The sequence below is a fragment of the Pseudoalteromonas sp. R3 genome, assembly GCF_004014715.1.
Classification (GTDB): domain Bacteria; phylum Pseudomonadota; class Gammaproteobacteria; order Enterobacterales; family Alteromonadaceae; genus Pseudoalteromonas.
This window is the reverse complement of record NZ_CP034835.1, coordinates 486,794-504,406: the sequence shown is the minus strand read 5'-3', so window position 1 is coordinate 504,406 and position 17,613 is coordinate 486,794. Positions and strand designations below refer to the sequence as shown.

14 protein-coding genes are annotated in these 17,613 nt (G+C 50.3%); 4 read left to right on the top strand and 10 right to left on the bottom strand.

The window, feature by feature from the left end; all coding sequences use genetic code 11:
• Positions 1–196: 196 nt before the first annotated feature.
• Positions 197–1,300: a phosphoribosylaminoimidazolesuccinocarboxamide synthase gene (locus ELR70_RS07160; protein ID WP_054014332.1), complete on the bottom strand. Its 1,104-nt coding sequence runs from the start codon at positions 1,298–1,300 to the stop codon at positions 197–199.
• A gap of 195 nt (positions 1,301–1,495) precedes the next feature.
• On the opposite strand from ELR70_RS07160, the gene ELR70_RS07155 reads away from it, so the two are divergent.
• The 3 genes from ELR70_RS07155 to ELR70_RS07145 are packed head-to-tail and all read left to right on the top strand — an operon-like array spanning position 1,496 to position 4,075.
• Positions 1,496–2,182: an ABC transporter ATP-binding protein gene (locus ELR70_RS07155; RefSeq protein ID WP_054014331.1), complete on the top strand. Its 687-nt coding sequence runs from the start codon at positions 1,496–1,498 to the stop codon at positions 2,180–2,182.
• A complete protein-coding gene (locus ELR70_RS07150) occupies positions 2,179–3,567 on the top strand; it encodes an ABC transporter permease (protein WP_054014330.1) in 1,389 nt (462 codons plus the stop codon). Before ELR70_RS07155 ends, ELR70_RS07150 begins: the two co-directional genes overlap by 4 nt.
• A 10-nt stretch (positions 3,568–3,577) precedes the next feature.
• The gene (locus ELR70_RS07145) at positions 3,578–4,075 is read left to right on the top strand and encodes a DUF3299 domain-containing protein (RefSeq protein WP_054014329.1); all 498 of its coding nucleotides are present in this window, start codon (positions 3,578–3,580) and stop codon (positions 4,073–4,075) included.
• A gap of 64 nt (positions 4,076–4,139) precedes the next feature.
• Here the strand turns inward: ELR70_RS07145 and ELR70_RS24805 are convergent, their stop codons facing one another.
• The 5 genes from ELR70_RS24805 to ELR70_RS07125 all read right to left on the bottom strand — a co-directional run bounded on the left by ELR70_RS24805 (position 4,140) and on the right by ELR70_RS07125 (position 12,005).
• Positions 4,140–4,313 (bottom strand): hypothetical protein, encoded by a 174-nt coding sequence (locus ELR70_RS24805; RefSeq protein WP_160317357.1) that lies wholly within the window; start codon positions 4,311–4,313, stop codon positions 4,140–4,142.
• An 81-nt stretch (positions 4,314–4,394) separates the two neighbouring features.
• The gene (locus ELR70_RS07140; protein WP_054014328.1) at positions 4,395–6,854 is read right to left on the bottom strand and encodes a cation:proton antiporter; all 2,460 of its coding nucleotides are present in this window, start codon (positions 6,852–6,854) and stop codon (positions 4,395–4,397) included.
• Between the two features lie 83 nt (positions 6,855–6,937).
• Complete coding sequence (locus tag ELR70_RS07135; protein WP_054014327.1) at positions 6,938–9,529, bottom strand: M14 family zinc carboxypeptidase; 2,592 nt, start codon at positions 9,527–9,529, stop codon at positions 6,938–6,940.
• 75 nt (positions 9,530–9,604) lie between these two features.
• Complete coding sequence (locus ELR70_RS07130; RefSeq protein WP_054014326.1) at positions 9,605–10,999, bottom strand: 30S ribosomal protein S6 modification protein RimK; 1,395 nt, start codon at positions 10,997–10,999, stop codon at positions 9,605–9,607.
• A 58-nt stretch (positions 11,000–11,057) separates the two neighbouring features.
• Positions 11,058–12,005, bottom strand: coding sequence for an ATP-grasp domain-containing protein (locus tag ELR70_RS07125; protein ID WP_054014325.1), 948 nt, complete (start codon positions 12,003–12,005; stop codon positions 11,058–11,060).
• A 188-nt stretch (positions 12,006–12,193) separates the two neighbouring features.
• Here ELR70_RS07125 and ELR70_RS07120 point away from each other — a divergent pair, with 188 nt between their 5' ends.
• Positions 12,194–13,324, top strand: a complete 1,131-nt coding sequence (locus ELR70_RS07120; protein ID WP_054014324.1) for a M20 family metallopeptidase — start codon at positions 12,194–12,196, stop codon at positions 13,322–13,324.
• Here ELR70_RS07120 and mutM read toward each other — a convergent pair.
• The 4 genes from mutM to ELR70_RS07100 all read right to left on the bottom strand — a co-directional run bounded on the left by mutM (position 13,321) and on the right by ELR70_RS07100 (position 17,582).
• Positions 13,321–14,130 (bottom strand): bifunctional DNA-formamidopyrimidine glycosylase/DNA-(apurinic or apyrimidinic site) lyase, encoded by an 810-nt coding sequence (gene mutM / locus ELR70_RS07115; protein ID WP_054014323.1) that lies wholly within the window; start codon positions 14,128–14,130, stop codon positions 13,321–13,323. The genes ELR70_RS07120 and mutM overlap by 4 nt on opposite strands.
• On the bottom strand, positions 14,130–14,618 hold the full coding sequence (locus tag ELR70_RS07110) for a hypothetical protein (RefSeq protein ID WP_082353125.1): 489 nt from the start codon (positions 14,616–14,618) through the stop codon (positions 14,130–14,132). The genes mutM and ELR70_RS07110 overlap by 1 nt, the downstream gene beginning before the upstream one ends.
• Before the next feature lie 80 nt (positions 14,619–14,698).
• A complete protein-coding gene (locus tag ELR70_RS07105; RefSeq protein WP_082353124.1) occupies positions 14,699–16,342 on the bottom strand; it encodes a methyl-accepting chemotaxis protein in 1,644 nt (547 codons plus the stop codon).
• 379 nt (positions 16,343–16,721) lie between these two features.
• Positions 16,722–17,582, bottom strand: coding sequence for a LysR family transcriptional regulator (locus ELR70_RS07100; RefSeq protein ID WP_054014321.1), 861 nt, complete (start codon positions 17,580–17,582; stop codon positions 16,722–16,724).
• Positions 17,583–17,613 lie beyond the last annotated feature (31 nt).

The following is a 17,613-nucleotide window of genomic DNA, read 5'->3' as shown; positions in this document are numbered from 1 at the left end:
CACTTGCATACTCTTAAGTAAAAGTGACGCTGAAAAGAAAAGCAAGGACTAACACGAATTCGCCTTCAGATAAGGTCAAAATACTAAGGAAAATCAGCGCTAAGGGTTTGTTTTTAAAAAGAGGCTTAAGAGAGCTTGGTACGTCAAAATAGAAAAAGCGGCACCAAGCCGCTTTTTCAAAAGAGTATTAGCCGATTCAGGCGTCGATCAGGCCATACTCTTTATCCAGCACCGCAATCACTTCGTCACGCGGGTTCTGAGGAATGGTTAACTGCTGGCCGACAATTTTGCTGGCAATGCCGACATAAGTGTCGGACACAGACATCATTACCTGCTCTGGCAACTTGTAGCTGGCAGCCAGTTGTTCACGCTCAGTCATGCGGTCTTTGTTCAGCAGAACATCGCTGTCGGGCACATTGTTGATCAACAGCTGGCGGAAGCCCTCTTTTGAATTCTCTACAATGTTACCGTCACGGTAGGCCGGGCCATCCCAGATCCGTGATGAGTCTGGTGTCCCTACTTCATCAATGTAGATCAGGCGCTCTGTGCCATCTTTGTCTTCCACATAACCAAATTCAAATTTGGTATCGACAAAAATCTGGTCCAGCTGGGCCAACTCTTTAGAGATTAGCGCAAAGCCTTCGGTCAATAGCTGTTCATAACGCGCTACATCGGCTTCAGACTTAAAGTTGAAGGCATCCAGATTATCTGTGATATTGCGACGAGTGATGTTCACGTCGTCCACTTCCGGTACATCTGCTAAACCACGAATGATCCCTTTGGTTGATGGGGTGATCAAGACCTCATCCAGCTTCTGATGCGCATTCAGGCCTTCTGGCAGATTGATCCCGCAGAACTCGCGTACGCCTTTGCTGTAATCGCGCCACATGCTGCCAGTGATGTACTGACGGGCAATGGCTTCGACGCGCACTGTGCTGGCTTTACGCACGATCCACACGTATGGATGAGGTATATCCACGATGTGATTACCGGCCAGTCCGGCCTCATCAAACAATTTGAACCAATGGGCGGCCACACTGTTTAGTGCGATACCTTTACCCGGCACACCATTGAGGCCATTTTCGCCTTGCCAAATGCAGTCGAAGGCTGAGATGCGATCCGAGATCACCATGATCGCCAACTCAGTTCCTGCTGGAACATCATAGCCTTTTTCTTTGATTAAACGGGCGCTGTCCTGGTCGGTTAACCAATAAACTGAACGTACTTTACCACTGTGCACAGCACCTTTGGTGCGAATGGGTAGATCGTCATTGACGTCTAGAACTTTGTAGCTACTCATTGTATCTCCATAGAGAACGGCTGCGTCTTGCTAAAGGACGCAAAATACAGAGGGGGTTAGAGCGGTGTATGATAGTCGAGCAGCCGCTAAATCACAATTGCTTTACCGCACTGATCGGCGATATGCCGCAGGCAGGTTTAGCTTCGGGCACAAGTATTTTATGATGCGGGCGTGATCCGCCATTGATGTGAGACTATGTTAGAAATTAACGACCTGATTTTTCGCTGGCCCGGAGCAGCCGATGCCACGCTTCATATACCTAAACTTGAAGTCGCCGCTGGTGAGCGGGTGTTTTTACATGGCCCAAGTGGCAGCGGAAAATCCACTTTACTGGGGCTGCTCAGCGGTATAAACAAACCCGAATCTGGACATATTCAATTACTGGATACTGACCTGGCAAACCTCAGCGATGCCGCCAGAGACAAATTCAGAGCCGATCACATCGGCACCATATTCCAGAATTTCAATTTGTTGCCCTATCTCAGCCCAATTGAAAACGTGATGCTGGGGTGCAATTTTTCTAAACTCCGCACTCAGCGCGTCAGTGCTTCTGGTAACACACTGACCCAGCAGGCCCAACAGTTACTGCAAGCGCTCGGGCTGAGCCCGGAAATCATGTTGCGTTCAGTGTCACAGCTCAGTATTGGCCAGCAACAGCGAGTCGCTGCTGCCCGAGCGTTTATCGGTCAGCCGGAACTGATCATCGCCGATGAACCGACCTCGGCACTGGATGCCGACAATCGTAATACCTTTATTGAGCTGCTGTTCCAGCAAGCCAGCCAGTATGGCGCAACTATCTTATTTGTCAGCCATGACTACAGCCTGGCGCCTTTATTTGACAGACAATTGAGCCTGGTTGAAATAAACGAGGTGAATCAATGAGGTTAATCACGTTAGCAACCAAAAGTATGCTCAATCGCAAGGCCAGTGTGCTGCTGACCTTGCTTACCATAGCCATCAGTGTGATGCTGCTACTGACTATTGAGCGAGTACGCCAGGAGGCCAAGAGCAGTTTCAGCAACACCGTATCGGGTACCGATCTGATCGTCGGCGCACGCAGTGGAGACATTCAGCTTCTGCTTTCCAGCGTATTTCGCATCGGTCATGCCAACAACAGTGTCAGCTGGGAGAGCTATCAGGATATCCGCGCTCAGCGTGGCGTACGCTGGACCATACCTATGAGCTTGGGTGACAGTCACAAAGGACATGCCGTACTCGGCACCGACAGTGCGTACTTTGAACATTTTAGATATGGTAAAAAACAAACGCTGGCTTTTCAATCTGGTCGAGCTTTTGTTAACGCTCAAGAGGTGGTACTGGGTAGTGAGGTTGCCAGCAAAATGCATTATCAGCTTGGCCAGCAAATTGTGATCTCACACGGCATGGGCAATACCAGTTTCCACCATCACGATGATAATCCGATGACCATAGTGGGGATCCTGGCGCCTACCGGCACACCCGTCGACAAAACCGTACACGTGCCACTGGCAGCCATCGAAGCCATGCACAGTCAACCTAAACCGGCTTCCCGCATAATAGGTAAGCCAAAACAACCGACAGCACACGCTCATGACCATACCGACAAGCATGATCACAAGCATGCAGATGGGCATGAGCATAATGATAGCCACGACCACGGTCATGAGCAGCCCGATACCGTCAATGTCGCCGTGCCGGCCCCCGAGCATTTACATGGCGACCTGATCGGCGAGCCAAAACAGATCACTGCATTTCTGATGGGGCTGGATTCACCGCTCTATACCTTGCAGATCCGTCGAAACATCAATAATTACAAAGCGGAGCCACTGCTGGCCATTATGCCCGGTGTCACACTACGTGAGCTGTGGCGTATGTTAGGCCTGGTAGAGAAGATCCTGTTACTGTTCTCAGGCGTGGTGGTGTTGATCAGCCTGCTGGGTATGCTCACTACGTTACTGGCGACCCTCAACCAGCGTCGCCGTGAGCTGGCCATTTTGCGCTCTGTGGGCGCGCGGCCACGGCATATTTTTACACTCATGAGCAGCGAGGCCATCTTGATCACAGCCGCCGGTTGCGCAATGGGCATTGCCCTGTTTTACGCGCTGATCGCCCTGGCGCAGGGCACACTGCAAAGTCAGTTTGGGATCAGCCTGAGTATTTCACTGCTCAGTCACTATGAACTCATGTTGATCGGCGTTATCATGGCGGCCGGCACTTTGATGGGCATCTTGCCTGCAACCCGGGCCTATTTCTATTCGCTCAGCGATGGCATGAGCATTAAGCTATAAGAGGTTTTGAATGACACCAATACGCACTTTTTTCTGGCTATGCACTGCGCTATTGCTTATTTCAGTACAAGTTCAGGCTGGACCCCCGAAAGAAATTTTCTGGGAAGATCTGATCCCTCAGGGCCATATTCAGATAAGTAATCAGGATGCTGCAGCGAGCCACGATGGCGATCAGCAAAACTGGGTACAGCCAGATCTGGATGCGCCCGTGGTCAAAAGCCTGGATGGCAAACAAGTGAGCTTACCCGGGTTTGTGGTACCGCTGGAAGGCGACAGTGAAGTGATCACCGAATTCCTGCTGGTGCCCTACTTTGGCGCCTGTATTCACGTACCGCCGCCGCCACCTAATCAGATTGTCCATGTTAAAATCAAGAACGGTGTGCCCATCGACAGCCTGTATGATGCCATTACCGTGACTGGCACTATGAAAGTTGCAACCTGGAAAGGTGACCTGGCACAAACCGGATACCAAATGGACGCGGTTGGTGTCGCACCATTTGAGCTGTAAGCCCGGGGTTATTAATCAGAAAGTGGCTCAGAACTGAGCCACTGACAACCTATCCAACCAGCCTTTAGCAAAGGCAACTTCTGAAGTGATAAGTATCACACTTGGCGGCTATGGTGTTACAGGTATCGCGCTCGGTATAGTACACGCCCCCGGCAACCTGGGGAGTTTCCGCTCCAACCAAAGAACGCACCTGACTACCTAACTGTTTAATCGACTTTTTATTTAATTGTAATTTCATCGTGTATTTCCTTATTGTTGTTTGTAGTGTGTGCTCATAGGCACTTAACCACAATTACATACATTTAATCCAGATGCAAAACTAGCCCTGTGCCAACTGTTGGCAGAGTATGCGCATCAACGCGGGATCGTCCTGCATCAGTGACTTAAGCTTATCAAGGGGGAACCACATCACTTCACACGGCGTTTCTGCCAGATAATCCAGCGTCGATGTGCCTGTCAGCAAGGCCGTAACACCCAGAGCTTCACCAGGTCCCCGAACAACAGCCTGACTGGCACCAACTTCTCGTACGCTACCCCGATATATGACCCCTAGTTTATTCAGCGGTTTTCCCTGCCTGATCAAAGTCTGCCCGGCATCATAAATGCCCCGCTCCTGACAGCTGCTTATCTGCTCCCGGGTGGTGTGTGTTACACCACGCAGCCAGGGGATCTGCTGATCCAACTGCGCCGCCTCGGTCTGGCGAAATATAGACACTTTTTGCAATGCTGCCATGCGTTTCTCAACACTTTCCAATAAACGACTGGCTTCTGGTTTATCGAGCACAGCCAGCTTTAGTTGCTCATTAATCACCGCACGCTCACGGTTAAGCAGCAGCCGGGTAGCCGCCTGAGATTGCAGCGCCTGAACAATATCCGGAAACGTCTCCTGAAGATCATTAATGCGTGCTATGGTCTGAGCAATATTGTCTTCAACCTGCTGACGTACCTGCGCCGCTATCTGTGTATTGGGCGATAAAGTATCAATATGGCTTTCCAGTGCTTCCTGCGCCTGAATGAAACCCCGTGCCACATCGTAACCCACCACCAGACGCTCAAAATACAGCCTCAGCAATGCGCGCTCTAGCCAGGCACTACCACGTAATCGTTCAAGCCAGCCCGGCACTTGCCAGGTCGCAAACAGAGTATCTCGCTGACCAATGCAGGGCTCACCATCCAGCGCCAGCTCGACAGCTTCAACCAGCAAGTTGGTCGCTCGCTTACCTAAGGTCCCTTGCTCAAACTGCGTCCAGTAGTGCTTTCGTTCAGTCTCCAGCAGGCGACGTAAAAAAGCGGTATTGAGATCGTCTTTATCTATTGGTGTTGCGGCGTCTGACTGTGCCATCGCGCCCAGCTTGACCTGTGCTTTCACCTGTTGCCAGTCGGCACCCTTTAAAAACGGGCTGTCCATCATGTTTGGCAGCATGGTTTGCAACGTATTGGCGACCTGCTGATTGGCTTTGTCCACCGTAGCCTGTTTAGCCGGAGGCAGACTGTCGAGACGCAAAAACTTCAGCAACATACCCATAGTGCCGCCGTTGATTAAAATCGTTAGTACCACAATTCCGGCACATAAAAATAACATGCGATCGCTTACCTCCTTAGGGATCGCCTCGCTGGCAGCCACGGTCAAGGCAAGCGCTAATGAGACTGCACCACGCAGGCCGCCCCAGCATAGTACGCTGGCTTTTTCAAAGGTGATGCCAACACCTATTCGGCTTAACAAAGGTGTAAATACTGTGATGGAGATCGCGCGGATCAGCATGATCCCCACATACAAGATACCCAGTGTCTGCCATGCCTGGAGGTCATCCAGTGGCACCCGAATGGCCACCAGGATCCCCACCAGGAGGAAAATACAGGTGTTGGCAATATGTGCCATCATTTCCCAGAAATGATGTAAAAATCCGGCAACCTCCGGGCTTATCCGGGTCCGTCCGACACTAGCCAGTACCAGCGCCAGCGTCACCACTGCCACCACCCCGGATACATGGAACGACTCGGAAATGAAAAACGCCGAATAAGCCGCGGCTATGGTCAGAGTGATTTCTATCATAGGATCGTTAAATACCCGGTCGATCCACATAATACATAAGCCACCCAACACCAGGCCTATCGCCAGCCCTACCAAGACCACTCCGGCAAACTGGCCAACCGCTTGCCAGGGCGAGGCCATCATGGCCCCTTCTCCCCCACTGCTGGCCAGCACCCAGACATAAAACAAGCTGAAAAACACAATGGCGGTCCCATCATTAAGCAAAGACTCGCCCTCAATCAGGGTTTCAAGGCGTTTGCGCGAGCTCACTTCTTTCAGTAAAGCCACCACAGCGACTGGATCGGTGGCACTGATCAGGGCACCAAACATCAGACACATAGCCCAGCTCCACTGCCAGTGTTCAGGCACGCCTAAATGCAATAACTCAGCAGTCAGCCAGATGGCCAGCATCAGACCTGGCACCGCCAGAATGGCGATTTGCGTAAACATGCGCCGGAATAAATGCACTTCCATGGCAAAAGCGCTTTCAAAGATCAGGGTAGGTAAAAACAGGAAAAGAAACAGGTGCGGATCGATGTCGGCCACCAGCGTCAGGGTATCGCCCACCATCTGCATCTCGCCGTCAAACACCTCTCCGCGCTGCGCCAGGCCAATACAGATCCCAATCACCAGTAAAGCTACAGTGTAAGGGATCTGGGTGTTTTTCAGGGCGTGGCGGGTCAGTGCACCAATAAACAGGGCCAGAATCAAAAATACCAGGACCAGAATGCCAGATTCAAACTGCATACCAGCCACCTTTAATCACCGCGCTCACAATGGTGTAAGCTTAGTTCACCCAGGCTGGCCCTGTTAGTTTAAGAGCAAAAAACTCAGCGCTCGGTTTTGCCCGGATAATAGATGGTTACCGGCTGCGAGTAATTCGGCACATCATCATAGCTAAACACCGCGTAATACTTAGCAATATCCGGCGTGCCGAAGTTATCGAGCGTATAATTGTCTCGACCACCGTACAACTTCACCCCATCAAAGGGCGAGCGCGGCGGATGAAAACGGTTACGCACCACAAAGAAGCCGACCAGATCCTCGTCTTCTTCATTGTCCCAGGTCAGCTTAACTACACCGTTTTCGACCTGAGTTTGCAGGTTATGGGGCGCAGCCACCGGATGTTTACGGCGCTCGATATAATCGATTTTCAGCTGTGCCGGTTGCTGATCCTGACAGTTGGTCCAGTTTACCAGCGCATCGGTGGCCTGCGACTCAGCAGTGGCACGGATAATAAAGTAAAATGGCGTCTGTGCCTGATGCAGACGCTCCAGCTCCTGCAAGCTGTAGCTATCGAAAATAAAGTGATGTTCGGCGCGTTCCCTGAGCTGCTCATTGCTCACCTCATAGCCGATATACTCAATTTTCTGACGCTGTTTAACATGCTGGTAGTCCACATCTCTGAGCTCAACCAACTCTATGGTAAAACGCACATCCCGCGCAGAAGCAATGGAATTACAACAACGCACGGTGAGGCAGGCATTGGTAAATACAGTCCGGTCAACGGGCAAATCCACATTCAGATCAAACGCCATTTGTCCGTAAACAATATCGCCTTCGGCATCGAACCCCGACGCCAGCTTATCGGCCACCACTTTGTCTTTGTAAATGGTATTACAGGACAGCGGGCTCAGAGCAAGTTGCTGCTCAGGTAACTGATACACCAGCTCGAGATTGGGCCGATAGTGCAGACCACTGCCAAACGAACCGTAGCCAATATCGAATTGCATCACCTGAGAGTCTTTGCCCAGAGGCAATTTCTTGGGTCCCTGTAAGCGCAGTAGCAACCGCTTTTGCTTAAGCAGCTTGGCCAGCAGGCTGCGTTCAACGCCGTTAAACGACCATTTTAGCCAGATCCCCTGAGTGAGCTTGTCGGATTCTATGGTTTGCCCCAGCGTATGCAAAGGCTTAGCGTCGGCAATGCTGCTGTAATCATAAATGTCCTCAACCTGATCCGCATCGAGAATCGCCACCGACCACTCGCCATATTTTTCAATTTTGGCGGCCACCCGGTTCATCGGATAGATAAAGAACTGGGCGCTTAAGATCTGTGAGCCTTCCACAATACTGCTGAGATCAAACTGCACTACGCCCATGCTTACCCCCCGCTTTTTATCGACGCCGATAAACATGGAGTTATAGCCAAAGTGCTCTTTGTTTTTGGCCTGATTGTTCTGCGATAAATAACCCACGGTTTCGCGGGAAGGGAACAGAGTTCGGGCGCTTTCGGTCCGGCCCAGGCGGGTTTTCAGGCGCAATTCCGGGCTGAACGGGGATTTAATTTTGGTGACTTTATCGACGGCGCGAATGTTATAAAAATAACTGTGTCCGCTTTGCAGCTGGCTATCAGTAAAGCCCTGTGTTTTGGTAATAGCCACCAGAGTTTCTTCGCCGCAGGGGTTTTTGTTGTGCTGACTGCGATAGACCTCAAAGTAGATGTCATCGCGGTCTTCATACTGCCACTCCAGCTCGACACTGTCATGAGCTACGGACTTAATGGTAAAGCCTTCAACTCGCTTAGGCGCCAGCGGCGAGTAATTAATCGCTTCACTCAGTGCATATTGTACGGCGGGAATATTCTCGGCGACACTCTCGGACATGTTTTTCATGTAATCCGGAATATTACGTGTACCCACCTCCACCACTGTCGCAATGATGCCTTTGCGATAGTAATACTCGCGGCCACTGCCGTGAATTAGCTGAGCCGGCGGCTTGCCACGGTGGATCCCGTATTGGCGTCCCGTGACCTTTTTGATCTCATGGTTCATGTTAGCGCATAACACATTGAGATCCGTGCCTTCGATCTCCACTTCATGATTAAACTTATGGGCCGGGAAAAACACATTGCCCTGAGAGTGGTAATCCAGCGCAATGCGAATATTGTCGTGACTTTCCACAAAATCACGGATAGCGCAGGTTTCGGGTTCTGAAAACGCATGGGGGCCGCCATAGGTATTAGAACCCGTATTTTGGTTGCGCATAAACTTGGCATCAAAGTTACGGTTCAGATCCACCCCGAAGGTACCATCGCCATTGTTACGCCGATTTTTGCGCCAGAAAGAGAAATGATTACGGGAATATTCAAACCCATCAGGGTTGAGACACGGTACCATGTACAAGGTATTGCGCGTCAACGCATGTTGTAGCTTAGGGTTGAAACGATAATTATCAATTACATACTGAACAAATTTCACCGCCAGTTCATTGCCGATCCATTCCCGCGCATGGATGGATCCGGTATACAGTAATGCCGGTTTATCATCAGCGTAAGTGACATCCAGGGAAATAGTTACTAGCATGATCGGTCGGCCTTCCCAGGTTTCGCCTATACTTTGTAAACGGATCAAGTGGGGGTGTGCGCTCATGGCGCTTTGCAGGAACTCTATGGTGTCCTGATAGGACGCATATTGGATTTTCATAGCGGTTGCTCAGTTGCATAAAAAGACATGCCATAACCCGGATCAGACTAGCTGATCCGGTACAGCCAGAAAGCACTAATGTGTGGTCAGCCCGGCGGGCATCACCTGTTGCCAGTGAGCAACAATCTTTTCCAGTTTCTTATCCTTTAGATTCTTCACGACACATAACTGCTGTGGTTCAGTATTCAGGGCTTCAACCACACCATGTGCACCAAAGGTCGTCATGATCTCATCGATCATCTTGTCACCTATCCCTTTTACCTGAGCCAGGATCTCCCGGATCTGGGCATCATCGAACACCGGAGCCGGATAACTGTTTAGCTCCAGACCCGCCTGTTCATCGCTGCCCGGAATAGGTTGCAGGGCTTTGGCCTGTGCCGATTTGGCCTGTAACACAAAGTTGTCCTGTAAATTCCAGATCTCACTAGGCCATTCTTCGATACGCTGATATTGAGTATCCAGAATTGGAAAGTGTTGTTCATCCATGCCATAAAAGGTTTCGCCACAATCCTGGCTTGGTGTATAGCTCGAAAACCCAATGTGACGCATAGTACGCAACAGGCGAGAGTCGATTTTGCCCAGCTCTTCCCAGTTATATAGTGGAATAGTTGGCTTACGGAAATGACCATCCGATAGTAACCACATCAGATACTGACCAATCCAGTCTCGAATATAAGGAAACGCCGCAAATGCCGTGGCGCATTCCAGGATCCGCAGCTTGCCATCCTTACCCAATGCAATATCGCACGCCCAGTATTCGGCATTCGCCGCTTTCGAAGCTGCAGTGGCCAGCTTAAGCACTGATTTTGGCACTGCCTGATAATCCATGCTGCCACCTTGGCTGGTATTGGTCAGCCATTCGCCTTCCGGTGGACGACGCCAGAAAGCACATACCGGCTTGTGACCCACCAGCATGACACGTATATCTGCTTCCATAGGCACAAAGTCCTGTACATAAGCCGGGTAGTACTTTTTCTCTGTCAACAGTGCCATCGCTTCATCATAATTATCCACTTTATGTACAAAGTAGCCGCCGTAATTTGACGGACCATACGAGCGCTTGATGATCTTTGGATAGCTGGCCTGACTGAGATAACGCTTCGCTTTTACAGGGACATAGAAGATTTCGGTATGCGGCGCCGGCAACTTATACTTACGGCAAAAATGAGTCACATTTTCTTTTGACTTGTTTGAAAACTGACTGTCCAGCGAGGGTAAAAAGCGCACATGCGGCAACGCACGGGCAATTTCCCGAAATGTCTCATACGCTGTCGCAGGAATATTACCGATCAACACATCGATTTTCTTTTGCTTCACTTCGGCAATAAAACGCGCTTTGTCGTTGCCCCAGTGATATACCACAGTTTCGATTTTATCTGGCCAACCTTTAAAGTTGGATTTGTCGAAAAAGCGTAAGACATAATCCAGATACAGAAGTCCAATCTTTGGGAGTTTGGGTTTTGCAGTCATTGCTCGGGCCACCTTGGCAAAATTAATGGGTTAATAAAATAGGTCTGTAGCATGGCCATCAGGCCACTTTGTGCGTATGCAGGGCGCTTTTTTGGGTCGCTGTGCGCTCGATCAGCTCCACCATGGCATCTATCTTGGCCTGGTTAAAATTGATCCCCAATGCTTCTTGTTCAGGTGTCGCAAACGCAGGAATGGTGTTCACTTCCAGCACCACATACTCTTCACGTTCGCGATCGTAGATTAGATCAACACCGGCAATCTCCAGCCCCAAGGTGTTGGCGGCTCGGATCGCCAGTTCAACAACCTGATCGTCAGGCTCCCGGACAAACACAGAGCCGCCACTGGTGATATTGGTTTTCCAGTCATCCTTTGGCGCTTTACGGCCATAGCAACCGACAAACTTGCCATCCACCACATCAATGCGGTAATCGGTGTTGTCGTAGTCAATAAAGCGCTCAACATAGAAGTAACGCAAGTCGGTACGGCTCAAAAACGGCAGCAGCATGTCCAGCGCCTGCTCACTGTCAATTTTGACAATACCAACACCACCCCAGCCATCGGTGGGCTTGTAGATCAGCTTGCCACCAAAATCTCGTAGTGCCTGCTTCAGGCCATCCATGTCGTTTTTATGACACAGCCGATAATCCGCGGTGCAGATCCCCTGGCTGTTGAGTAAGTGAGAAGTGCGGAATTTGTCTTCTGCCAGCGCAAACGCCTCGTAGTTATTCAGTGTTGGAATAGCCTGGCTCAATGCTTGATAGAGATACACCTGAAACTGAGTTTGCTGGCCTGCGTTGTAACTCAAAAACGCATCCAGCTGCTCCATAACTACGCCATTACAGCTGATCTGGCCATCTTTTGCCCGGGCATCACGCAGGTTGAGCCCAGTGCTGGTTTGGATCCCGCGTTCGGCCAACGCGTGAACCAGGCGCTGCTCAATCTCGCGCCCTCCACCATTTTCGTACATCCAGATGCCAACGTGCGGCGCCGCGACAGAGCGTGTCATAAAGTATCTCCTTGGTCCTTGAACAGGTGCATAAAATTTGGTCAGGAACGCTATTTTACAGGGCACTGTGTGACAGATTTTTGATCGTTTTTCTGTACCTATCGGGATCCAAAAACTGTTCATAATTCCGTCACCTGACTGTCATCGAAAATCGCCACGATGGGCCAAAATTACCGCAAGGACCTGTTATGGATAGTCTGGACTTTAATGAACTCGCGTCTTTAATTCGTTGTAATTCTTACAGTAAACATAAAGCCGGTGTTGATGCACACGGTGAGCAAATGATTGAACTGGCTGCGCCACTGGGGTATACGCTCACCCGCTATCAGCGAGAGCATATTGGTGATCATTTATTATTGCGAGCGCCACGAGGCGCAGGTAAAAAGATCCTCTTGTTGGGTCATCTGGATACCGTCTATCCACCCGATACTTTCGTCGAATTCAGTCAGGATGATGATTGTGTTTATGGTCCGGGTGTGTGTGATATGAAAGGCGGTAACTGGGTCGCACTGAACGCACTGCGTCAGCTCAAACACACCTATGGCAAACTCCATAACATTGACTGGCTGCTAGTCAGCGATGAGGAAATTGGCAGCGACGACAGCCAAGCACTGACGACAAAAATTGCCAAACAGTATGATGCCTGCCTGGTGTTCGAAGCGGCAGGAAAAAACCACGAGCTGGTGGTGGCTCGCAAAGGCATTGCAACCTATACCATTACCATTACCGGTAAAGCAGCGCATGCCGGTAACCATTACAGGGATGGTATTGACGCGAATTTTGCACTGGCAAACATGCTGATGGAGATGTCGGCCCTGACCGATCTCAAACGTGGCAGCACCGTCAATGTGGGCAAAATCCAGGGAGGCATTGGTGCCAACACCATTTCTCCATCGGCCACTATGGTGGTAGAGGCTCGTTTTACTAAAGCCTCTGAGCAACAGCGTCTACTTGAGGGCATAGAAAATATCTGCCTGGCCATTGAAGTCACGGGTGTATCGGTTAAGTTAGAAGGCGGTTTGCAACGGGGTGTGATGGCACCAACGGATAAACAATCAGCCTTGTTAAGTGAGATCAATGAGATCCTGGGTTATGACCTGCCTGTAGAGCATCGTGGTGGGGTATCTGATGCCAATACAGCAGCAGCTACGGGGACGCCGACTTTGGATGGCTTTGGACCCTATGGTGATGGGGATCACACCATTCATGAACGCGCGATCAAATCCAGTTTTGCACTGCGTATTGAGCAGGTCACTCAAATACTGGCAAGCCTGTGTTATCAGACCCAGCCAGAAGCTGAATTAAGCAGTGACAGTTAGCGCTGACACTGGGGGCAATAAACCGTGCTACGCTGACCCAGGCGGATCTCCTTTAGTTCGGTCTCACAACTGACACAAGGTTCGCCTTTGCGCCCATAGACCAGTAACTCCTGCGCAAAGTAGCCTGGCTTACCGTCGCTTTGCGCAAAATCCTTAAGGGTTGTCCCGCCTTGTTTGATGGCACTCGCCAGCGTTTCTTTGATAATGGGTGTCAGCCTCTGATAACGCTGCAATGATACTTTACCCGCTTCACGCTTCGGATGGATCCCCGCTTTAAATAAGGACTCATTGGCGTAAATATTACCGACACCCACGACTACATGATTGTCCATAATAAACTGTTTAATAGCGACCTTTTTGCCCCGACTGGCAGCATATAAGTGTTCAGCCGTAAACGCCTCTGTCAGTGGTTCCGGGCCCAGCTTTGCAAATACGCTGTGCTCCTCAGTGACTCCTTGCCACAGGCAGGCACCAAAACGGCGGGGATCATTCAGACGCAATGCCAGCCCATTGGCAAAATGAAATTCAATGTGATCGTGCTTTTTTAATGGCGTATCCTGCGCTACAACACGCAGGTTGCCCGACATGCCCAGGTGTAAAATAGCCGTGCCCAGCGGACTTTCCAGCAGTAAATATTTGGCCCGTCGTTTTACGGCACTAATGACCTGCCCTTCTAACAGGCTGACCTGCTCAGGGACTGGCCAACGAAGCAGGCGCTGATGCACCACAACTTTAGTGACAGCTTGGTTCAGAATATGGGGTTCAATGCCTAAGCGGCTCACTTCTACTTCAGGTAATTCTGGCATTACTTCAACTCTATAGGGGCAAATAATTGTTGTGCCTGGGTTTTGCTCAGGCTGAACCAACGTTGTGATTGTCTGGCAAAGAGATAATAGCGCTGCTGCTGCTGGTACAGCTGGTAGCTGACAGGTAGTTCACTGCCCGCCAGCCAGAACTGAGCCACGCTAACTGCTGCACTGGCTGACAATCCCGGGCTGTCAGTCAATACCAACTCACTTTCCTGCCACTGGGTAACTAACGCGTCCAATGTAGCGGGTTGTGCCTGCCAGGTAGCCTCAGCATCGGCACTGAGCCGCCATGATGTGCCAATACGTTCTATCTTGTAACCCGGAAAGCCTAATGCCAGCACAAAACTCTGCTGCTCAAAAAGCGGCATGCTGCCCATTTCCTCGACCGATGGATTCATTTTCTGATGAATTCCGTTGAGAAAAAAGATCATGATCAACATGGAGAAAATCACCACATTGTTCCAGGCTTTACGACTCAAACGCATAATTGCTCCACTGCTCTACCCGAGGTCTGACGGGTTCATTGTGACCCCGGATTTTATCCCTCACGTCGCACTAAGTACACTCAGATCCGAAAGAAGCCAATATTTTTACCCAACACACCGGACATTTCTGTCAGTTTACTGGTGGCCTGTTTATTGTCGTTCAGCGCGCTCATTGCATCCTGGGCAGCCAGTGTGATCTCTTCCATGTTCGAAGCCACTTCATTGATAGCCGAGGCCTGTTGCTGAGCAACGCTGGCCACCTCTCCCACCTGAGACAAGGAGTTTTGTGCCTGCGTATCTATTTGCTCCAGTAGCTCGGTCGCTTCAAACGTCAGCGTACGGCCATGTTCTACCTGAGGTTGGGTTTTTTCCATCGCTGCCACCGTGGCAGAGGTTTCACTTTGTACCTCACGGATCATGGTTTCGATCTGATCTGTGGCTTCAAAGGTTCTACGCGCCAGCTGGCGCACTTCGTCAGCCACCACCGCGAAGCCACGGCCAGATTCACCAGCCCGTGCGGCTTCAATAGCGGCGTTCAGTGCCAGCAGGTTGGTCTGCTCAGAGATGCCACTGATCACATTGGCAATGCCGCCGATCTGCTTGGTCTGCTCAGCCAGTTTCTGGATTTGTGACACTGTGCCATCCACCGTCTGTGCAATGGTATCCATCGCCTCAGCGGTATTACGGATTGCCTGGCGTCCCTGATCAGCGAAAGTGACCGTTTGTGTTGAGTTTTCTTCTGTTTGCTTGGCGATATCACTCACCCGCATCATATTTTCTCGCAAAGAATCGAGCATATTTGCAGTTTTAGTGGTGGCCTCCGCCTGATGCTGTGCAGCATCATAGATCTCACCAGAAGCTCCGGAAACTGTCGAAGCCTGAACAGACAGCTGTTCAGACACTTCTTTAATACTGGTCACAATGCGAGTTAATTCACCGGACATCCGACAGACAGAATCTAACATGCTACCTGGATAGTCGGTCTGGATCTGCCCTGTCAGATCGCCACCTGAAATGCGTGTCACAGCAGCGGCAGCATCCTGTGGTTCGCCTCCCAAAGAGCGCTGAAAACTGCGCTCAATAGCCCACCCCACCAGCACACTAATGGCAACAGCGATTACGGTAAACCACAACATTAGCTGTGAAAACCCACCAGCCGCCTCTCTGGCAGCTGGTGTTAGAGCTTGATTTTGCTGTTCCTGATAATCAATGAACTCATTGATCACATTGAGCCAGGTAATAAATGCCGGACGAGCCTCGTCCAGCACCAGCGCATCAACGCTCTGACCGGCTTTTTTATTGCTGAGTATGGTGCGGATCAGCGGTAGCGTACTGGATTCAATCCGCTCTATCCGAGCCAGGATCTCGCGCTCCCGGGCACTAAAGTGTGCACCTGAGTTAACCATCTGAGTCATCTTAGCATCTGAGTCCTGATAAAAGCGGGCAAGCTGATCGATTTCCCGTTCATACTCAGCCACCTCGGATGCGCTTCTGGCGATCGCCACGTCACGAATGGCAATCGCTCTGTCATGTACACTGCCCCGAAAATTAATGGCGTAGCGTTGTTTGACCGAATTGACGTCGGTGATCTCTGTTAATGTATTGTCGATAAACGCCACCCGATTGCTGCCAATAATGGTCATTACCACCAGCAGCGCCAGCGCAATACCAAACCCCACTACGAGCCGGCTTTTCACCGACAACCCCATTAACCACTGCACCATATTGTGCCTCCATGATAGCAACATACTGAAAGTTCTAAGTTAGTCGTAGGATATTACGCTGTAAAGCAGATAAAACGAATTAGTGTAAGTTAAAAAATAACAAGTTGCTCTAGCTACTCCGGTGAACAGCTACACTGATATGCAAACCGCGCCAGAATAACTCTGCGCTCAGTCCTAAACTGAATATAAACAGAACGGCTGACACAGTTTTAGCTTTCAGCCGAAGAAAAAATTTTGTCTTTTAAGTGATCCTTAAAAGAGTGAGTTTCGTTATACATGATGAAGGGTTCGCAGTACGGTGTACTAAACAATCCCCTTCGCGACGGCACTGATAAACGCGCACATTAAGTGCGCGTTTTCTCTTTCCGGACCCTCACTCTTATTTCAGGTCTTTTGACCCTTCACACAGTTCGCCCTGAAGTACTTTTGAACTGGCACAAAATGATTTCAACTGGTCGACGAAAATCTGTACCATTGCCGGCGGTTTTCGGGTATTTGCCCACAGGGCATATACCGGGCGCATGTGCTGCCATTCACCAAGGTAGTGAAATGGCTGATCCAGCTGCGCGACTTCTGTCATAGGTAAAATGGCCGCCCCTAACCCGGATGAAACCATTTGCCTTGCCAGGGTGATATCTCCCACGTATGAAACCTGATCAAAACGCGCCAATAGTGAGCGCCAGGATGCAGAGTCCGGAATTTGCTCTGCTTTAAAGGGCATAAATAAAGTGCTTATCTCACCTGCCAGCGCTGATACCACACATTTAACCCCAATCTGGCCTACCCGGGTATGAAAACAACTGGAGTCTTGTAATGTACCCACCCGGATGATCACGTCAAATCGTTTCTGACTCAACAGCACATTGGTGTTATCTGGCTCAATATGGAGTGTCAGATCTGGGTAAGCCCGCTGAAAAGACTCAACCACTGAATACAGAGGGCCATTGATCAGGTTCTGCGGGCACAATAAATGAAACGCTCTGACCTGCGGATTGAGCAACTCAGTGCATTGCGCGTCCAGTGCTAACAGTTGTGTTGAAACCTTATCATAAACCGTATGTCCGTGGGAGGTGAGCAGCACGCCCCGAGCGGAGCGGATCATCAAGCTGTAACCTAGCCTGGCCTCTAAGGTCCCGAGGCGTTTCGACAATGTCGGAGCGCTAAGTGCTAGCGCCTCTGCTGCTTTGGCAAAACTACCACGCCGAGCAACTTCGACAAAGAGCAAGAGATCATCAAGCATAGCGATTTCCTTAATCTTAACTTTCTATTTC